Source organism: Sulfitobacter pacificus (genome assembly GCF_030159975.1).
In the GTDB taxonomy this organism is placed as follows: domain Bacteria; phylum Pseudomonadota; class Alphaproteobacteria; order Rhodobacterales; family Rhodobacteraceae; genus Sulfitobacter; species Sulfitobacter pacificus.
In genome coordinates this window covers 1849961-1866520 of the sequence record NZ_BSNL01000001.1, presented here as the reverse complement: position 1 = coordinate 1866520, position 16560 = coordinate 1849961, and the positions used below count along the sequence as shown (strand labels likewise).

The 16560-nt window shown below is 58.9% G+C and carries 16 protein-coding genes; 12 read left to right on the top strand and 4 right to left on the bottom strand.

The annotated features are described in order from the left end of the window. Window positions 1-86: 86 nt before the first annotated feature. Window positions 87-617: a DUF2975 domain-containing protein gene (locus tag QQL78_RS09390; RefSeq protein ID WP_284372803.1), complete on the top strand. Its 531-nt coding sequence runs from the start codon at window positions 87-89 to the stop codon at window positions 615-617. Beyond that, window positions 617-829, top strand: coding sequence for a helix-turn-helix domain-containing protein (locus tag QQL78_RS09385; RefSeq protein WP_284372802.1), 213 nt, complete (start codon window positions 617-619; stop codon window positions 827-829). Before QQL78_RS09390 ends, QQL78_RS09385 begins: the two co-directional genes overlap by 1 nt. Before the next feature lie 195 nt (window positions 830-1024). Here the strand turns inward: QQL78_RS09385 and QQL78_RS09380 are convergent, their stop codons facing one another. After that, the gene (locus QQL78_RS09380; protein ID WP_284372800.1) at window positions 1025-1246 is read right to left on the bottom strand and encodes a DUF1127 domain-containing protein; all 222 of its coding nucleotides are present in this window, start codon (window positions 1244-1246) and stop codon (window positions 1025-1027) included. A gap of 504 nt (window positions 1247-1750) precedes the next feature. On the opposite strand from QQL78_RS09380, the gene QQL78_RS09375 reads away from it, so the two are divergent. Further along, a complete protein-coding gene (locus QQL78_RS09375; RefSeq protein ID WP_284372798.1) occupies window positions 1751-2836 on the top strand; it encodes an Mrp/NBP35 family ATP-binding protein in 1086 nt (361 codons plus the stop codon). 40 nt (window positions 2837-2876) lie between these two features. On the opposite strand, the gene QQL78_RS09370 is transcribed toward QQL78_RS09375, so the two are convergent. Continuing rightward, complete coding sequence (locus tag QQL78_RS09370; protein ID WP_284372796.1) at window positions 2877-3662, bottom strand: hypothetical protein; 786 nt, start codon at window positions 3660-3662, stop codon at window positions 2877-2879. A 783-nt stretch (window positions 3663-4445) separates the two neighbouring features. Between QQL78_RS09370 and mraZ the strand changes: the two genes are divergently transcribed. The 7 genes from mraZ to mraY are packed head-to-tail and all read left to right on the top strand — an operon-like array spanning window position 4446 to window position 12138. Next, the gene (mraZ, locus tag QQL78_RS09365; RefSeq protein ID WP_284372794.1) at window positions 4446-4949 is read left to right on the top strand and encodes a division/cell wall cluster transcriptional repressor MraZ; all 504 of its coding nucleotides are present in this window, start codon (window positions 4446-4448) and stop codon (window positions 4947-4949) included. 5 nt (window positions 4950-4954) lie between these two features. After that, on the top strand, window positions 4955-5947 hold the full coding sequence (gene rsmH, locus QQL78_RS09360; protein WP_284372793.1) for a 16S rRNA (cytosine(1402)-N(4))-methyltransferase RsmH: 993 nt from the start codon (window positions 4955-4957) through the stop codon (window positions 5945-5947). 2 nt (window positions 5948-5949) lie between these two features. Next, window positions 5950-6306 (top strand): cell division protein FtsL, encoded by a 357-nt coding sequence (gene ftsL / locus QQL78_RS09355; RefSeq protein ID WP_284372791.1) that lies wholly within the window; start codon window positions 5950-5952, stop codon window positions 6304-6306. Next, a complete protein-coding gene (locus QQL78_RS09350) occupies window positions 6303-8093 on the top strand; it encodes a peptidoglycan D,D-transpeptidase FtsI family protein (protein WP_284372789.1) in 1791 nt (596 codons plus the stop codon). The genes ftsL and QQL78_RS09350 overlap by 4 nt, the downstream gene beginning before the upstream one ends. A 14-nt stretch (window positions 8094-8107) precedes the next feature. Then, window positions 8108-9589 carry a UDP-N-acetylmuramoyl-L-alanyl-D-glutamate--2,6-diaminopimelate ligase gene (locus QQL78_RS09345; protein ID WP_284372787.1) on the top strand — a complete coding sequence of 494 codons (1482 nt, stop codon included), beginning with the start codon at window positions 8108-8110 and terminating at the stop codon, window positions 9587-9589. Further along, window positions 9586-11013: a UDP-N-acetylmuramoyl-tripeptide--D-alanyl-D-alanine ligase gene (locus tag QQL78_RS09340; RefSeq protein ID WP_284372786.1), complete on the top strand. Its 1428-nt coding sequence runs from the start codon at window positions 9586-9588 to the stop codon at window positions 11011-11013. Before QQL78_RS09345 ends, QQL78_RS09340 begins: the two co-directional genes overlap by 4 nt. Window positions 11014-11055: 42 nt before the next feature. Next, window positions 11056-12138, top strand: a complete 1083-nt coding sequence (gene mraY, locus QQL78_RS09335; RefSeq protein WP_284372785.1) for a phospho-N-acetylmuramoyl-pentapeptide-transferase — start codon at window positions 11056-11058, stop codon at window positions 12136-12138. A 112-nt stretch (window positions 12139-12250) separates the two neighbouring features. Here the strand turns inward: mraY and QQL78_RS09330 are convergent, their stop codons facing one another. Further along, a complete protein-coding gene (locus QQL78_RS09330) occupies window positions 12251-13162 on the bottom strand; it encodes a glutaminase (protein ID WP_284375520.1) in 912 nt (303 codons plus the stop codon). A 73-nt stretch (window positions 13163-13235) separates the two neighbouring features. Here QQL78_RS09330 and murD point away from each other — a divergent pair, with 73 nt between their 5' ends. After that, window positions 13236-14636 carry a UDP-N-acetylmuramoyl-L-alanine--D-glutamate ligase gene (gene murD, locus QQL78_RS09325; protein WP_284372784.1) on the top strand — a complete coding sequence of 467 codons (1401 nt, stop codon included), beginning with the start codon at window positions 13236-13238 and terminating at the stop codon, window positions 14634-14636. Here murD and QQL78_RS09320 read toward each other — a convergent pair. Next, window positions 14623-15801: a BaiN/RdsA family NAD(P)/FAD-dependent oxidoreductase gene (locus QQL78_RS09320; protein ID WP_284372783.1), complete on the bottom strand. Its 1179-nt coding sequence runs from the start codon at window positions 15799-15801 to the stop codon at window positions 14623-14625. The genes murD and QQL78_RS09320 overlap by 14 nt on opposite strands. A 114-nt stretch (window positions 15802-15915) precedes the next feature. Between QQL78_RS09320 and QQL78_RS09315 the strand changes: the two genes are divergently transcribed. Continuing rightward, on the top strand, window positions 15916-16443 hold the full coding sequence (locus QQL78_RS09315) for a redoxin domain-containing protein (protein WP_284372782.1): 528 nt from the start codon (window positions 15916-15918) through the stop codon (window positions 16441-16443). Window positions 16444-16560: the final 117 nt, after the last annotated feature.

The window sequence follows — 16560 nt, the reverse complement described above, 5'->3', positions numbered from 1 at the left end:
ATCGGGTGGTGCAACGTAACACTGGACAGCACGTGTTTTGCAAGTATAAATTATCGTAAAACAATAAATTATACTGGGATGGCGTTGTGAACCGTATTAAAAAGATGTCCACCGTTGCGATGATCTGTATGTTGCCGATGTTGATTTACTATCCTTATGAAGCGATTGGCTGGCAGTTGGAGCTTTCCTTTCTGGATCCGGGTAAGTGGACCCGCAACGACAGTTGGGTTCATCCTGACGCTGAAATCGCGCTCAAAACGCGGATCGTGTTTTTCCTTATCTGGTTTGTGCCGACGCTCTTGGGCACAGCCGCATATGCCACCGGGCTGAGCATGTTGTGGTTGCTGCATCGTGGTGTGGTTTTTGATGCGCGGATCGCGCAGCGCCTGCGTCTGATGGGGCTGTTGATCACAGCCTCTGCCAGCCTGTCATTGGTTGCAGGTGCAATCAGCCCGATGATCCGCTCCTGGCACAATCCTGATGGCCCGTTGCCCCTGCGATTTTGGTATAACAGCGGTAACCTTGGCATGGTGTTTTGCGGTTTGGCGTTCTTTTTCCTTGGGCTGGTGATGCGAGAGGCGATCCGCATTGCCCGTGAAAACGAGGAATTTGTCTGATGGAAATCATCGTGAGACTGGATGTGGTGCTGGCGCAGCGCAAGATGAAGTCGAAGGATCTGGCGGCGGCTGTGGGGATCACGGTGCAGAATATGAGCCTGCTGAAATCAGGCAAGGTCAAAGGTGTGCGTTTCGAAACGCTGGCCAAGATCTGTGAAGTCCTGAAATGTCAGCCGGGGGATCTGCTGGAAGCGGTGCCAAGCGGCGGGTAAGTGGCAAAACAGGGGCTGAAACGGAAAACAGCTGCACCTTGGGAGGAAGGTGCAGCTGTTCTCTTGTCGGCCCGAAGTTTGATGGGAGGATCATTCTCCGGGTCTTGTCACGTGGGTGGCAACCTCGGGGAGGAGGCGTTGCTACAACCAGCGTGACCTGGCGCACCGCGGGGAGGCGCGGCGCGGCAGGATCTCTTAGCGCTGAGCGATGCCCGCTGATTCCCGTGCAACCTGTTGCAGGTTGGAGCGGTGCAGACCCAGATCGGCCAGCTCGCGGTTGCTGAGTGCGCTCAGCTCGTTGAAGGTTTCGCGGTACAGGCGGTGCTGCTTGTAGCTGGCTACAACGTGCTGGAATGCTGCAGCTGCACGCGCTGTGAAAGAAGTGTCGGTTGCGGATGTTGTTGTCAAATATGCCATCAGGGCGCCTCGTGTGGATTGCGATGTTATCGCGTTTCGTTGAGGCATAAATAGCCTCTGTTTTGGATTGCGCAACGGCCATGCGGGCATTGCCGCTATGCGGTTTTTGCATAGGCGACGTGGGGTCAACTGTTTGTTATTCAATAGGAAACAATTCGAGCCTCTTGAGGGGTGCGCATTTGAAATGGGGGGCGGGATAAAAAAATGGCGACGATATCTGGGAGGAGATATCGCCGCCGGAAAAACAGACTTGTTCGGGAGGAGGATGAACTCGTCTGGTCGTACTCGTGAAGAACTTTCGTCGCTTCGATGTAATTACTTTCCCATTTATGCTGCGAATGCACAATGATTTATTTTGCAATGCTGCCATGCAGCAAATACATGGTTTCGCAGGGTAAACCTTGGGCGGTCTGCATGGAAAACAGGCAAATGGCCGCGCCCCCTTGTGTCCCCGGTGGAAAATGCGATGTCACAGGGAGGCAAGTTGTTTATAGGAGCCGCACCATGTCCGATCCCACCGCTGTCACCAAAGCTGATGTTGAAGCTGCTCTTGAGCGGGTGGGTTTGCCCGACGGGCGCAGTGTGCTGGCGCATGATCTGATCCGCGCCCTGACCATTGAAGGCAGTGTGGTGCGGTTTGTCATTGAGGCCCCCAATGCGGATGTGGCCCGTCAGATGGCACCGCTGCGCGATGCGGCGGAAAAGGTGGTGTCTGACCTGCCGGGGGTGACACAGGTGACAGTGGCGCTGACGGCACATGGGCCAGCGGCGAAACCGGCGGCACCGCCCAGCCTGAAGATTGGCGGCCATCCCAAGCCGCAGGCGGGGCCAAGCAAACCCTCCGGCGTGCAGCGTATTCTGGCGATTGGGTCCGGCAAGGGCGGTGTTGGTAAATCCACGGTCAGTACGAACCTTGCTGTGGCACTGGCACGGGCAGGGCGCAAAGTGGGGTTGTTGGATGCGGATATATACGGGCCCAGCATTCCGCGCATGATGGGGGTGAACAAGAAGCCCGCCAGCCCCGATGGCAAGACGATCATCCCTTTGCAGGCCCATGGGGTTACCTTGATGTCCATCGGGTTCATGATGGAAGAGGGCAAGGCGGTGGTCTGGCGCGGTCCGATGTTGATGGGGGCCTTGCAGCAGATGCTGGGACAGGTTGAATGGGGGGAGCTGGATGTATTGCTGGTTGATCTGCCGCCGGGCACCGGCGATGTGCAGCTGACCCTCTGTACCAAGTCAGAGCTGAGTGGTGCGATTGTGGTCAGCACGCCGCAGGATGTGGCCTTGATCGATGCGCGCAAGGCGCTTGATATGTTTGCGACACTGAAAACGCCGGTGCTGGGGCTGATAGAGAATATGTCGATGTTCATCTGTCCTGATTGCGGGGCAGAGCATGAGATATTTGGCACTGGCGGTGTGGCCGCCGAGGCCAGCAAGATGGATGTGCCTTTGCTGGGTGCCTTGCCGATTGATCTGGAGACCCGTCTGGCGGGGGATGCGGGCACGCCGGTGGCGGCTGGTGACAGCCCGATGGCGCAGGCCTATGCGCGGATCGCGGAAGGGTTGATCCGGGGCGGGATGGCTTAGGATCAGCCCCCTAATCTCGCGTGGTCGCTGGGGCGTGGGTCTATTGTCCCAGTGAGCGGCCTTCGACCAGATGGCCGTAAAGCGTGGTCAGGACGGAGATGAAGACCAGACCTTCAACCACATAGATAATAGTGTGGGCCAGAATCGCGAGGCCGCCAGTGACGGGCAGCAGAGTGTCGCTGATCATATAGACACAGATGTTCAGCCCTGACAGCAGCAGGGCAACCCCCCATAGCGCAGCGGAGATCGGTTTGGTGGTGGTCCAGCTTTCGCCCAGACGCATGGGTTCGCCCAGGGCGGCGGCGGGCAGGACAACGCTGAGCCGCATGGCCACCCAGACAAAGATCACGCTGGCGACAAGGCCCAGCAAAGTGGCCATGGGGCCAGTCGGGTTTGCATACATCATAGAGCCCCCCAGAATGCCGATGAGTATTGCAATGGGAATGGCGGCAACCATCTGGGCAAGGCCGACAAGGATCGCGCGCCAGATGTAGCCAAGGAAGATCGCGCGGTCTGGGCGCAGGTCTTCGATGCGATCCGACCCGTTGAGCAGAACATGACGGTGCCAGAGGATTGCCATCAGCGCATAGCCGATCAGTCCAACCGCGCCAAACATCAGAAAGAAGAGAGCCGCTTGCAGGGTAGGCGGTTCGGCGGGTGCGTTGATGGTCTGCTTCGGGATGATCATATCCGGGGTCAGCAGAGCGATGGCCAGGCTGCAGCCGATTACCAGAACCAGCGCCGGCATAAGCACACGTATGGTTGTGGAGGGCGCGTGAATCAGCATGCGCAGAGCGTGGGTAAGAATGGCCAATGCGGTGTTCATAATCGATTTCCTTGAATGCCGGTGTGTTTTGGCTGCTTGGCGGTAAAGAAGCAAGGTCTGGACAGATTATCGATGCGTCAGAGGTGGAGGCCGGGAATTCATGGGGCCGGCCACGGGAAACCATGGGAAAGGCGGGGGCAAGGGGTGGATGATAGGGGAGCGGCATGGGAATACCCTGTTTTTCGAATCACTTTTTCAGGAAATTTACGCGAAAATGACATTTGACATGAGAACGTTTAAAGAACATAAGCTGTGGATAACTCTGTGAGTGAAGTTTTTTGGGAATTGATGGGAAAAATTGGGGCGGATCCTGAATGCACTATATCTAGTGTTGCTCTACCTATCAGGGACAATTTGAGCTAATTTTCGCCTGATGATCAGCACCACATCTGGTTTTTCGACCCTGTGCAGAACAAGATATTGGGGATAATTCCCAAAATTTTTGTAGACGCCCATGAATTCCCACGGTATCCCTATTGCATCGGATGAGAACGGGACTACGGGGCACCAAACGACCCCAAACAAAAACAAAACCTAGCAGGTTTCATACAGGCACCTCGCTTTCATCAGACCAAGAGATCCGGCGCGCGAGCGAGCAGACATCCCCCCAGGTGGCGCGCGCAGTCGGACTTCCCCGCAAAGCGGGACAGGGACGGCGGGTTGATCAGTGGCAGCAGATCAGACCCGCCGTTTCCACATCTAACACCAGGTTTTCCGGTGGGGCGGGCAACAAGACGCAAAGAGGCCAAGGCGCGCAAGCGCGTAAACAGGATCGTAAGTACAGTGAGCCGCAGGTTCAGAGGCGAAAGCCACCACAAGGTCGATACGAAGGGGCGGGTGTCTATCCCAGCCTCTTTTCGGCGTGTGCTGGAAGCGGGCGATCCGAACTGGAAGTCAGGCGAAAACCCCGAGCTGGTCATTGTCTATGGTGACCACCGCCGCAATTTCCTTGAGTGTTATACAATGAACGCGATTGAAGAGGTGGACGCCAAAATCGACGCGCTGCCGCGTGGGTCCATGGAGCGCAAGATGTTGCAGCGCCTGTTCCATGGTCAGTCGTTCCCGACAAATGTGGATGAAACCGGGCGTTTGGTGCTGCCTGCCAAGCTGCGCCAGAAGATCGACCTTGAGAATGAGGCGTTTTTCATCGCCGCCGGGGATACCTTCCAGATCTGGAAGACAGAGACATATGACACGGTAGAACGTGCAAAAGAAGAAGAATGGCTGGACGATCTGCCAGAGGATTTTGATCCGATGGCGTTCCTTGACGGTCCTTCGGGGGAATAAAGACAATGGCTGCTGCGGCCCCCGAAAATACAAACCCTGCCCCACATACTCCGGTTCTTTTGCGCCCCATTCTGGAGGCGGTTGCCCCTGTTGAGGGCGTCTGGCTGGATGGGACGTTTGGCGCGGGGGGCTATACCCGTGGTTTTCTGGACGCAGGGGCGGCAAAGGTCATTGCGGTGGATCGTGATCCGCTGGCGTTTGAGATGGCGGCCGAATGGGCGGGGGAGTACGGCGCGCGGCTGGTGATGCAGCGCGGTGTGTTTTCCAAGATGGATGAATATGCCAGCGATCTGGACGGTGTGGTGCTGGACCTTGGGGTGTCTTCGATGCAGCTGGATCTGGCGGAGCGTGGGTTTTCCTTTATGCGTGACGGACCGCTGGACATGCGGATGTCGCAGGATGGACCATCGGCAGCGGATATTGTGAACGAGGCCGAAGAAGAGGTCATCGCCAACATCCTGTTTCAATATGGCGAGGAACGCGCCAGCCGTCGGATTGCGGCGGCGATTGTGCGGGCACGTAACGAGGCACCGATCACCTCGACCTTGAAGCTGGCCAAGCTGGTAGAGGGCTGTTTACCACGCTCCAAACCGGGGCAAAGCCATCCGGCAACGCGTAGCTTTCAAGGGCTGCGGATTGCGGTGAACAATGAATATGGTGAGCTGTTTCAGGGGCTTATGGCGGCGGAGCGGGCGCTGAAACCCGGCGGGCAACTGGCCGTGGTGACCTTTCATTCGGTGGAGGATCGCATGGTCAAACGCTTTCTGACTGCGCGGTCGGGCGGGGGTGGCAATGCCAACCGGTTCGCCCCCGAAATGGCGCAGGCGGCCCCGCAATTCACCGTCAAGAAGCGCAAGGCCATCGGCCCGGATGCGCAGGAACTGGAAGAAAACCCGCGCAGCCGTTCGGCCAAGCTGCGGGTGGCCATCAGAACAGATGCGCCGAGTGGTGCAGTAGATGCGAAATCCATCGGAATGCCGATGGTCAAAGGGTTTTAACGATGCGGGCAGTGCTTCATATCCTGACGACAATTGCGGTGATCGCCTTGGCTTTCTGGGCCTACCGCGAGAATTACGCGACCCAGCAGGCGCTGAGCGAGGCGGACAAGCTGCACGCCAATATCCGCGCCGCCCATGCACGTCTGGCGGTATTGAAGGCGGAATGGGCGTATCAGAACCGCCCTGACCGGCTGCGCGATCTGGCGGAGATTAATTTTGAACGGCTGGGCCTGTTGCCGCTGCATCCTGATCAGTTTGGACAGGTGGACGAGGTGCCTTATCCGCCCGCGCCGCTGCTGCCGATCACCAACCCTGTAGATGTTTCCAGTGCCGCTGCTGATGACGAGGACCCGCTATGATCCGCACGCCCCTGCGCCCGCTGGCGCGCATCCTGGATGCCCGCCAAAAGGGCGAGAACCCCGACGCGATCGAGAATGAAAACAAACGTATCCGCCATGAGCAGATGCGCGATAACGCTCGTTTGCGGGCCGAGGGGCGTTTGTTGGTTTTGGGCGTGTTTTTCTTTTGCGCCTTTGGTGTTGTTGGTGCCCGTATGGGAATGCTGGCCAGCACCGATCGGGTTGAACCGCGCGCCCATGCGCCCGGGGCTGTAATCTCGGCCAGCCGGGCCGATATTGTGGACCGTCACGGTAATCTGCTGGCGACGAATTTCGACACCCATGCGCTCTATGCCCAGCCCAAACATATGGTTGATCCGGTGATGGCGGCCAGGGGGCTTGTCAAGGTGTTTCCCGATCTGGACGAGGCGCAGCTGGTCAAGGATTTCACCGGCAAGCGCAAGTTTCTGTGGATCAAGAAGAAAATCAGCCCCGAACAGAAGCAGGCAGTGCATGATATCGGTGATCCGGGCCTGTTGTTTGCGCCACGCGATATGCGGCTTTATCCCAATGGGACGCTGGCGGCTCATATCATGGGGGGCGCCTCTTACGGCAAGGAAGGGGTGCATGCTGCCGAGGTCATCGGCGTTGCGGGGGTTGAGAAGTATTTTGACGATTACCTGCGTGATCCGGTCAATGCGGGCAAGCCGCTGGCGCTTTCGCTGGACCTGACGGTGCAGGCTGCCTCCGAACGGATTCTATGGGGCGGGATGAAACTGATGAACGCCAAGGGCGCGACCAGCGTGCTGATGGATGTCAAAACCGGCGAGGTGATCTCTATGGTGTCGCTGCCGACGTTTGACCCAAACAACCGGCCACGTCCTGCGGTGGAGGGGGATGCCTCTGACAGCCCGCTGTTTAACCGCGCGGTGCAGGGGGTCTATGAGCTGGGATCGGTGTTCAAGATTTTCGCCGCGACACAGGCGATTGAGTTGGGGTTGGTGAATACTGAAACGGTGATCGAGACCAAAGGACCGATGAAAGTTGGCGGTTTTCGGATTGGTGAATTTCAGGGCAAGAATTACGGGGCCCTGTCCGTTGCTGATATCATTGTGAAATCGTCAAACCGGGGCACGGGCCGGATGGCCTTGCAGATTGGTCCGAAACGTCAGCAGGAGTTTTTGAAAAGTCTCGGGTTTTTTGAGGCCACGCCGTTTGAGATCGTAGAGGCGGCAGGGGGCAAGCCTTTGCTGCCAAAGAAATGGACCGATTTATCTGCGGTGACCATTTCTTATGGTCATGGGATGTCGACCTCCCCGATGCATCTGGCGGCGGGCTATGCGGCGATTGCCAATGGCGGGTTTAAGGTCACGCCGACCCTGATCAAGCAGGACACCCCCAAACAGGGACCACGGGTGATGTCCGAACGCGCGGCACGGGACGGGCGGATGATGCTGCGTAAGGTGGTGTCAAAGGGCACCGCAAGTTTTGCGCGGGTGCCGGGGTATTTTGTCGGTGGCAAGACCGGCACTGCGGATAAGCCCAAGCCGCGTGGCGGCTATTACAAGAAAAAGACGCTGGCGACTTTTGCCTCGATCTTTCCGGCGCATGATCCGAAATATGTGTTGATTGTAACGCTGGATGAGCCATCGGAAAACTCCGGTGACAAGCCACGCCGCACCGCCGGTTGGACGGCTGTGCCGGTCGCCGCCGAGATGATCCGGCGTGTGGCACCCTTGCTGGGGCTTCGACCTGCTGTTGAACCTGTGAAACCCTCTATGGTAACGCTGACCAGCAGCAGTAACTGATAGAAGATTTAGCCATGAGCCCATCAAGTGTTTTGCTTTCTTCCCTTGGGCTTACGGCACGCGGCGGGGCGAATCCTGATATTGCCGGACTAGCCGTCGACAGCCGTCTGGTGCGCGAGGGTTTTCTGTTTGCCGCCCTGCCGGGCAGTCGCGTGCATGGGGCGGAGTTTATTCAATATGCGGTCCGCATGGGGGCATCGGCGGTTCTGACTGATGCCGAAGGGGCGGTGATCGCCGCCGACGTGATGGCAGAGGCAGGCGTGGCGGTGGTTGTCACCGATGCGCCGCGAGAGGCGCTGTCGCGCACAGCGGCGCTGTGGTCCGGGGCGCAGCCCTCGACTATGGTGGCGGTGACGGGTACCAATGGCAAAACATCCGTGTCGACATTTGTGCGCCAGATCTGGATTGAGATGGGGCTGGCCGCGGTCAACCTTGGCACCACCGGGGTGGAGGGCGCGTGGACCGCACCGCTGGCCCATACCACGCCGGAACCGATTACCCTGCACAAAGCCTTGGCGGATGCGACGGCAAACGGGATCACCCATGCCGCGATGGAGGCCTCAAGCCACGGGCTGGACCAGCGCCGTCTTGACGGTGTGACCCTTAAGGCGGCGGGATTTACCAATTTCACGCAGGACCATCTGGATTATCACGAGACATTCGAGGCCTATTTTGACGCCAAGGCCGGGCTGTTTGCGCGGGTGTTGCCAGAAGAAGGCACAGCGGTGATCAATATTGACGACCCCAAAGGTGTTGAAATGGCTGCGATTGCACAGGCGCGGGGCTGTTCGGTGATCACCGTGGGGCGCGACGGCGGGGATTTGCGGCTGACGGGCCAACGGTTTGATGCCACGGGGCAGGATTTGCGGTTCTCCTGGGGGGGCAAGGACTATCAGAAACGGCTGGAGTTGATCGGCGGGTTTCAGGCGGAAAACGTGCTGCTTGCCTGTGGGCTGGTGATTGCCTGCGGGGCCAATGCGGCAGATGTGTTTGATACGTTGCCCCATCTGACAACAGTACGCGGGCGGATGCAGCTGGCGGCGACCCGCGACAACGGGGCGGCGGTGTTTGTCGACTACGCCCATACACCGGACGCCATTGCCACCGCGCTTAAGGCGATGCGCCCGCATGTGATGGGGCGATTGGTCGCTATTGTCGGGGCGGGTGGCGATCGCGATGCGACCAAACGGCCTTTGATGGGCGCGGCGGCGGCAGAACATGCGGATCTGGTGATTGTGACAGATGACAACCCCCGCTCTGAAGATCCGGCGGTGATCCGGTCGGCGGTTTTGCTGGGCGCACCTGATGCGACTGAAGTGGGCGACCGTGCCGAGGCGATCCTGCGCGGGGTGGATGCGATTGGTCCCGGGGATGCCTTGCTGGTGGCGGGCAAGGGGCATGAAACGGGGCAGACCGTTGGCGATGATGTGCTGCCCTTTGATGATGTGGAACAGGCAAGCGTGGCGGTGACCGCCCTTGACGGGAGGCTGACATGACCCTTTGGACCAGCGATGAGGCGGCGGCGGCTACCGGAGGCCGTGCGATTGGCACATGGACCTGTGAGGGGGTATCGATTGACACGCGCACAATTGCGCAGGGTGATTTATTCGTGGCGCTTAAGGATGTGCGTGACGGGCATGAGTTTGTTGCACAGGCCTTGGAGAAGGGCGCGGGTGCAGCCTTGGTAAGCCATGTGCCTGAGGGCGTGGCAGAGGATGCGCCCCTGTTGATTGTTGAGGATGTGCTGGCAGGGCTTGAGGCGCTGGGGCGTGCCGGGCGGGCGCGGACGGGTGCAAAGGTGGCGGCGGTGACCGGCTCGGTCGGCAAGACCTCGACCAAGGAAATGTTGTTGGCGATGTTGGGCGATCAGGGGCGGACCCATGCGTCTGTTGCCAGTTACAACAACCATTGGGGGGTGCCGCTGACGCTGGCGCGGATGCCGCAGGACACGGAATATGCGGTGATCGAGATTGGCATGAACCACCCCGGCGAGATTGCGCCCTTGGCCAAAATGGCGCGTCCCGATGTGGCGATGGTGACCACAGTGGCGGCGGCCCATTTGGAAGCTTTCGAGAATGTGGCGCAGATCGCGGTGGAAAAGGCTTCGATATTCGAAGGGGTGCCGGCGGGCGGTGTGGCGGTGATCAACGCCGATATCGAACATGCGGCGATCCTGATGGCCAAGGCGGTGGATTGCAAACTGCGCGAGATTGAATTTGGCGCACATGGTTTTCAGTTCAAACTGAAAGATGTGTCGGTGCAGGCCGATGCCACGGTGGTGCAGGCGGATGCGGATGGCATGCCCTTGCTGTTCAAGATTGCCACGCCGGGACGGCATTTTGCGATGAACGGGCTGGGCGCACTGGCTGTGGTGCAGGCGCTGGGTGCGGATATGGCGTTGGCGGCGCAATCGCTGGGCCGCTGGACCCCGTTCAAGGGGCGCGGGGTGCGCGAGGTGATCACGCTGGATCCCGTGGAGACCCATCTGACACTTTCGCTGATTGATGACAGTTACAACGCCAACCCCACCTCGATGGCGGCCTCGCTGGAGGTGCTGGCGGCCAGTGCGGTTACCCATGACATCGGGCGGGTCAGCAAGGGGCGCAGGATTGCTTTCCTGGGGGATATGAAAGAGTTAGGCGAGGATGCCGTGGCGCTGCATGCGGGGCTGGCGCATCTGGAGGCGACCAAAACACTGGATGTGGTGCATTGCGTGGGACCACTGATGCGGTCGCTATACGAATTCTTGCCAGAGCATCAGCGCGGCGACTGGACCGAGACATCCGAAGAGATGCTAACCGGTCTGCGACAAAAGCTGGACAGCGGAGATGTGGTTTTGGCCAAAGGGTCTTTGTCGATGAAACTGGGGGCGATTGTTGACGCCATCCGTAAAATGGGCCATCGGACTGATGGTATGTAAAGTGGACTTGTTCCCACAAGATGATGATAAGGTGCGTGTTGAATGCTCTATTGGTTGACCCTGCTGTCGGATGGCGGCGATTTCTTTAACCTGTTTCGCTATATCACGTTCCGCGCCGGTGGTGCCTTTCTGACAGCACTGGTTTTCGGGTTCATCTTCGGGCGTCCGCTGATTGCCGTGCTGCGCCGCACGCAGGGCAAGGGCCAGCCGATCCGCGAAGACGGGCCAGAGGGGCATTTTGTCAAGGCGGGTACGCCGACCATGGGCGGGCTGCTGATTGTCGGGGCCTTGTTGACCTCGACCTTGCTTTGGGCGCGGCTGGACAATCCCTATGTCTGGATGGTGCTTTTCGTCACCATGAGTTTTGCCGCCATCGGGTTTGCTGATGATTACGCTAAGGTCAGCAAGCAGAACACGGCAGGTGTGTCCTCTAAGGTGCGGATTTTGTTGGGGTTGTTGATTTCGGTGATTGCCGGTTTCTGGGCCAGCATGTATCACCCCGAGGCGCTGCAATATCGGCTTGCGATGCCGGTTTTCAAAGATACGCTGATCAATATGGGATATTTCTTCATTCCCTTTGCAGTGATTGTGATTGTCGGGGCAGCCAATGCGGTGAACCTGACCGATGGTCTGGACGGGCTGGCCATCATGCCGGTGATGATCGCGGCGGCTACCTTGGGGGTGATTGCCTATGTTGTGGGGCGGGTCGATTTCACCGATGGTCTGGGGCTGCATTACGTGCCGGGGACGGGTGAGATGTTGGTCTTTACCATGGGATTGATCGGCGGCGGTCTGGGCTTTCTTTGGTATAATGCACCCCCTGCGGCTGTATTCATGGGGGACACCGGATCATTGGCCTTGGGCGGTGCTCTGGGGGCCATTGCGGTGGCGGCCAAGCATGAGATTGTATTTGCGGTTGTTGGTGGTGTCTTTGTGGCCGAAGCGATGTCAGTGATGATTCAGGTGCTGTATTTCAAACGCACCGGCAAGCGGGTGTTCCTGATGGCCCCGATTCATCATCACTATGAGAAAAAGGGCTGGGCCGAGCCGCAAATCGTGATCCGGTTCTGGATCATTTCGTTGATCCTCGCGATGATCGGGCTAGCCACTTTGAAGGTGCGTTAAGCGGGAATTTGACGCAGCTGCCGCGCGCCCGAGCAGATGATGCGCGCGCGGCTGCAGTTGTTGTTGAGTTTAAGGGCAAGATGAAGATGGGCAAGCCGCGGGCGGTGCTGCCCTAAAAGATCGACCAGTTCATTTGGCGGGCGAGGGTCGCCAGCGCTTCGGTGCCTTTGTGGCTGTTGCCATAACGGTTGAGGCCGGGGGACCAGACAGCGATGGAGGCTTTGCCCGGCACAATCGCCAGAATGCCGCCGCCGACACCTGATTTACCCGGAATGCCGACACGGTAGGCGAAATCACCCGAACCGTCATAATGGCCGCAGGTCAGCATCAGGGCGTTCAGGCGGCGCACGCGTGCGGTGGAGATAAGTTTTGGCATGTCAGCGGCACCCATCAGGAAGCGGCCGGATTGGGCCAGTTGGGTGGTGGTCATTTCCAGCGCGCAATGGTGGAAATAAGTACCAAGAGTCATTTCGGGCGGGTTTTTCAGATTGTCGAAAGAGGCCAGAAAATGCGCCAGCGCAAAATTGCGGTGCCCATGTTGGGTTTCGGACGCCGCGACGGCCTCGTTGATATGAATATCGTCAGAACCGGCGGCGGTGCGGATGAATTGCACGATCTCGGCCAGTGCGTCACGGGGCGCGCGACCGGCAAGCACCTCATCTGTGGTGACAATGGCACCGGCATTGATGAAGGGATTGCGCGGGCGGCCCTGTTCGCGTTCCAGTTGGACGATCGAGTTAAACGCGCTGCCCGAGGGTTCGCGGCCGACACGGCTCCAGAGTTGATCCCCCGAACGGCCCAACGCGATGGCAAGGGTGAAGACCTTTGTGATGGATTGCACGGAAAACCGGGTTTCGGTGTCACCGGCGCTATGCACCTCGCCATCCGCCGTGATCACTGTGATGGCAAATTGTTCAGGGTTGATGCCAGCCAGTTCGGGGATGTAATTGGCGGGGGTGCCCCAGGTGTCATCAGCCCGAACATTTGTGTTCAGCTTGTTCAGGAGGGCAGTGAGATCGGTGATGGTGCGGGCTCCGGCTTGTGAAGGATGCGTGATGGCATCATGGTGCGCCAGTGAGGCTAACAGGGGTAAGACAATGATTCCAGTGCAAGGATTGACGGGCAGCCGGGTGGCGGTTTTGGGGCTGGGGCGCTCGGGCCTGTCGGCGGCGCGTGCGTTGCGGGCAGGGGGTGCCTTGCCTGTGTGCTGGGATGACAACCCGCATGCCCGTGCCACGGCAGAGGCCGAGGGGCTACTTTGTGCCCCGTTCAAATCCGCACAGGCTTTTGAAGGGATTGCACGTCTGATCGTCTCGCCCGGTATTCCGCATCTTTATCCGGCACCCAATCCGGTTGTCGGTTTTGCGCTGCAGGCTGGCGTGCCGGTGGATAATGACATCGGATTGTTTTTTCAGAGCTTTGCCACCCGCGATTGGGATAATTTCGAAACCAGCCCGAGGGTGGTGGCGGTTACCGGGTCAAACGGGAAATCCACCACCTCTGCGTTGATCCATCATATTCTGGAACATGTGCAGCGGCCCTGCCAGTTGGCGGGGAACATCGGGCGCGGGGTGCTGGATCTTGAACCTGCGGTGGATGGCGAGGTGGTTGTGCTTGAACTGTCGTCTTATCAGACGGATCTGGCGCGCAACCTGACGCCGGATGTGGCGGTATTTACCAACCTCAGCCCGGATCATCTGGACCGGCATCATGGCATGGGCGGGTATTTCGCGGCCAAACGGCGGCTGTTTGCCGAAGGCGGGCCGGACCGGGCGGTGATTGGCGTGGACGAGGATGAAGGGCAGTTTCTGGCAGGGCAGCTGAGTGAAGGACCGGCGGACGACCGGGTGATCCGCGTGTCAGTGGAACGCAAGCTGACCGGACCGGGTTGGCAGGTGTTTGCGCGCAAGGGGTTTCTGTCGGAGTATCGCAAGGGCAAGCAGGTTGCCTCGATTGACTTGCGTGCGGTGGCGGGATTGCCGGGGGCGCATAACCATCAGAACGCCTGTGCGGCCTATGCGGCGTGCCGCACCCTGGGGCTGGCTCCCAAAGTGATCGAGCTGGCGTTTCATTCCTTTGGCGGGTTGCCGCATCGCAGCCAGACCATTGCCGAAGCCAAGGGCGTGCGGTTTGTGAATGACAGCAAGGCCACAAATGTGGATTCAGCGGCCAAGGCTTTGCTTGCGTTTAAGAATATCCGCTGGATTTGCGGTGGGCTGGAGAAGGAAGGCGGGCTGGAGGAGCTGGCAGAGGCCAGCGCATCTGTGCGCAAAGCCTATGTGATCGGGCGTGAGGCAGCCGGGTTTGCCATGCAGCTGCAGGTCGAGGCAGAGGTCTGCGGCACCATGGAGGCTGCGGTGAAGCGGGCGGTCGCGGAGGCTGAGGAGGGTGACGTCGTGTTACTGGCACCGGCGGCGGCAAGTTTTGATCAATATGACAGTTTTGAGCGGCGCGGAGAGGATTTTATCGCACAGGTGCGGGCGGTTATTGATCGCTGATTGCGCGGGCGGCAGCCATGCCGGAGGACCATGCCCATTGGAAGTTGAACCCGCCCAGCCAGCCGGTGACATCAACGGATTCACCGATAAAATACAGGCCCGCGACCTCTTTGGACATCATGGTTTTTGAGGACAGGGCGTTGGTGTCGATGCCGCCAAGGGTGACCTCCGCAGTGCGGTAGCCTTCGGTGCCGCTGGGGGTGATCTGCCATGCGGCGAGGGTATCGGTAAGTTCGGTCAGCCGCGCATCGGACCAGTCGGCAAGGTTGCCGGTCAGATCGAATTCGTCCGCGAGGTGATCGACCAGACGGGCGGGCAAGTGGTGAGCCAGTTCGGTGGTGAAGTTTTTACGCCCGGAGGTCTGGCGTTGGCTGCGCAGTTTTTCCAGCAGGTCGTGGGCAGGCGTGAGGTTGAGGGTGATCACCTCGCCCTCGGTCCAATAGGAGGAGGCTTGCAGCACTGAGGGGCCGGAGAGACCACGATGAGTGAACAGCAGCGCCTCTTCGAAGGTTGCACCGCCTGCGGTGATTTTCGACGGGGTGGCGGTGCCGGAGATCTTGGCGAAACGCCCGCCTTCGAAGGTGAAAGGCACAAGACCCGCGCGGGTATCGGTCACAGGAATGTCGAACTGGCGCGCGACGTCATAGGCAAAACCGGTGGCACCCATCTTGGGGATGGATTTGCCGCCGGTGGCGATAATCAGGTTCGTCGCGGTGATTTTTGATTTTTTATCAGCTTGTTGCAGGGTGAAGGTGAAGTGATTGTTTGATCGCGCAATACCACTGACGCTGGTGTTCAACCGCAGATCAACGCCCGCATCTTCCATCAGGCGGCGCAGCATGGCGACGATCTCTTTGGCGGAGGTGTCGCAGAATAACTGGCCCAGTGTTTTCTCGTGCCACGCGATGCCGTGGGCTTCTACCAATGCAATGAAATCCCATTGGGTGTAGCGGGCCAGCGCGGATTTGGCGAAATGCGGGTTGCCGGAGAGAAAGTTTTCGGGGCCACAGTACATATTGGTGAAGTTGCACCGCCCGCCACCGGAAATGCGGATTTTCTCGCCCGGAGCTTTGGCATGATCCACCAGCAGCACGCGCCCGCCTGCATGGGCGGCACACATCATGCCTGCGGCACCTGCACCGATGATGACCGTATCAAATTCCATGCCTGTCGCTTTTCACGCAACGGCGGGGCGGTCAAGTTGATGTGAGCGGGGTTGCAGCGGTCAGGCTATACGGCCACCTGTGAGGTCAACGCAAACAGATCCAAAGGAATGAAGATGACAGGATTAGCCGCAGGAAGCGTTTTCCCCAAGCAAGAGGTCGCCAAACTGGGGGGCGGCACCGTGACGCTGGGCGCGCCACAGGGCGGGCATGATTGGCAGCTGGTTGTTGTCTATCGTGGCTTGCATTGCCCGATTTGTAAAACCTATCTGTCGAAACTGGATGGATTGGTAAGTGATTACAATGCATTGGGTGTCGATGTTATTGCTGTTTCGGGGGATCCCGAAGACAAGGCACAGGCGATGGTGGATGAGAAAGAGCTGTCGCTGACCATGGGTTACGGGTTGAGCGTGGTACAGATGCAGGCACTGGGGCTTTATGTCTCTGACCCGCGCAGCCCGCAGGAAACCGACCGGCCTTTTGCGGAGCCAGGGTTGTTTGTGATCAACGGGCAGGGCGAGATCCAGATTCTGGATATTTCAAACGCGCCCTTTGCCCGGCCTGAACCAGAAGCGATTAAAAACGGCATCAAATTTATCCGTGCCAATGAGTACCCCATTCGCGGGACACATAAGGCGGCCTAAACCGGGCCAGACCTTCCGTCGCAGGCGTCAGTTTGCGGCGGAAAACCCCTAGCTTGTGGGGTGAAATCTGTTTATACTGGTTTGATAGACCCCAAAAATGGGGCTGGCCCTGTGGGG

Excerpts from the sequence above, each read along its gene's own strand:
- QQL78_RS09385 (WP_284372802.1), top strand. The coding sequence starts at position 617 with ATGGAAATCATCGTGAGACTGGATGTGGTGCTGGCGCAGCGCAAGATG.
- QQL78_RS09380 (WP_284372800.1), bottom strand. The coding sequence starts at position 1,246 with ATGGCATATTTGACAACAACATCCGCAACCGACACTTCTTTCACAGCG.
- QQL78_RS09375 (WP_284372798.1), top strand. The coding sequence starts at position 1,751 with ATGTCCGATCCCACCGCTGTCACCAAAGCTGATGTTGAAGCTGCTCTT.
- QQL78_RS09370 (WP_284372796.1), bottom strand. The coding sequence starts at position 3,662 with ATGAACACCGCATTGGCCATTCTTACCCACGCTCTGCGCATGCTGATT.
- rsmH (WP_284372793.1), top strand. The coding sequence starts at position 4,955 with ATGGCTGCTGCGGCCCCCGAAAATACAAACCCTGCCCCACATACTCCG.
- ftsL (WP_284372791.1), top strand. The coding sequence starts at position 5,950 with ATGCGGGCAGTGCTTCATATCCTGACGACAATTGCGGTGATCGCCTTG.
- QQL78_RS09350 (WP_284372789.1), top strand. The coding sequence starts at position 6,303 with ATGATCCGCACGCCCCTGCGCCCGCTGGCGCGCATCCTGGATGCCCGC.
- QQL78_RS09345 (WP_284372787.1), top strand. The coding sequence starts at position 8,108 with ATGAGCCCATCAAGTGTTTTGCTTTCTTCCCTTGGGCTTACGGCACGC.
- QQL78_RS09340 (WP_284372786.1), top strand. The coding sequence starts at position 9,586 with ATGACCCTTTGGACCAGCGATGAGGCGGCGGCGGCTACCGGAGGCCGT.
- mraY (WP_284372785.1), top strand. The coding sequence starts at position 11,056 with ATGCTCTATTGGTTGACCCTGCTGTCGGATGGCGGCGATTTCTTTAAC.
- murD (WP_284372784.1), top strand. The coding sequence starts at position 13,236 with ATGATTCCAGTGCAAGGATTGACGGGCAGCCGGGTGGCGGTTTTGGGG.
- QQL78_RS09320 (WP_284372783.1), bottom strand. The coding sequence starts at position 15,801 with ATGGAATTTGATACGGTCATCATCGGTGCAGGTGCCGCAGGCATGATG.
- QQL78_RS09315 (WP_284372782.1), top strand. The coding sequence starts at position 15,916 with ATGACAGGATTAGCCGCAGGAAGCGTTTTCCCCAAGCAAGAGGTCGCC.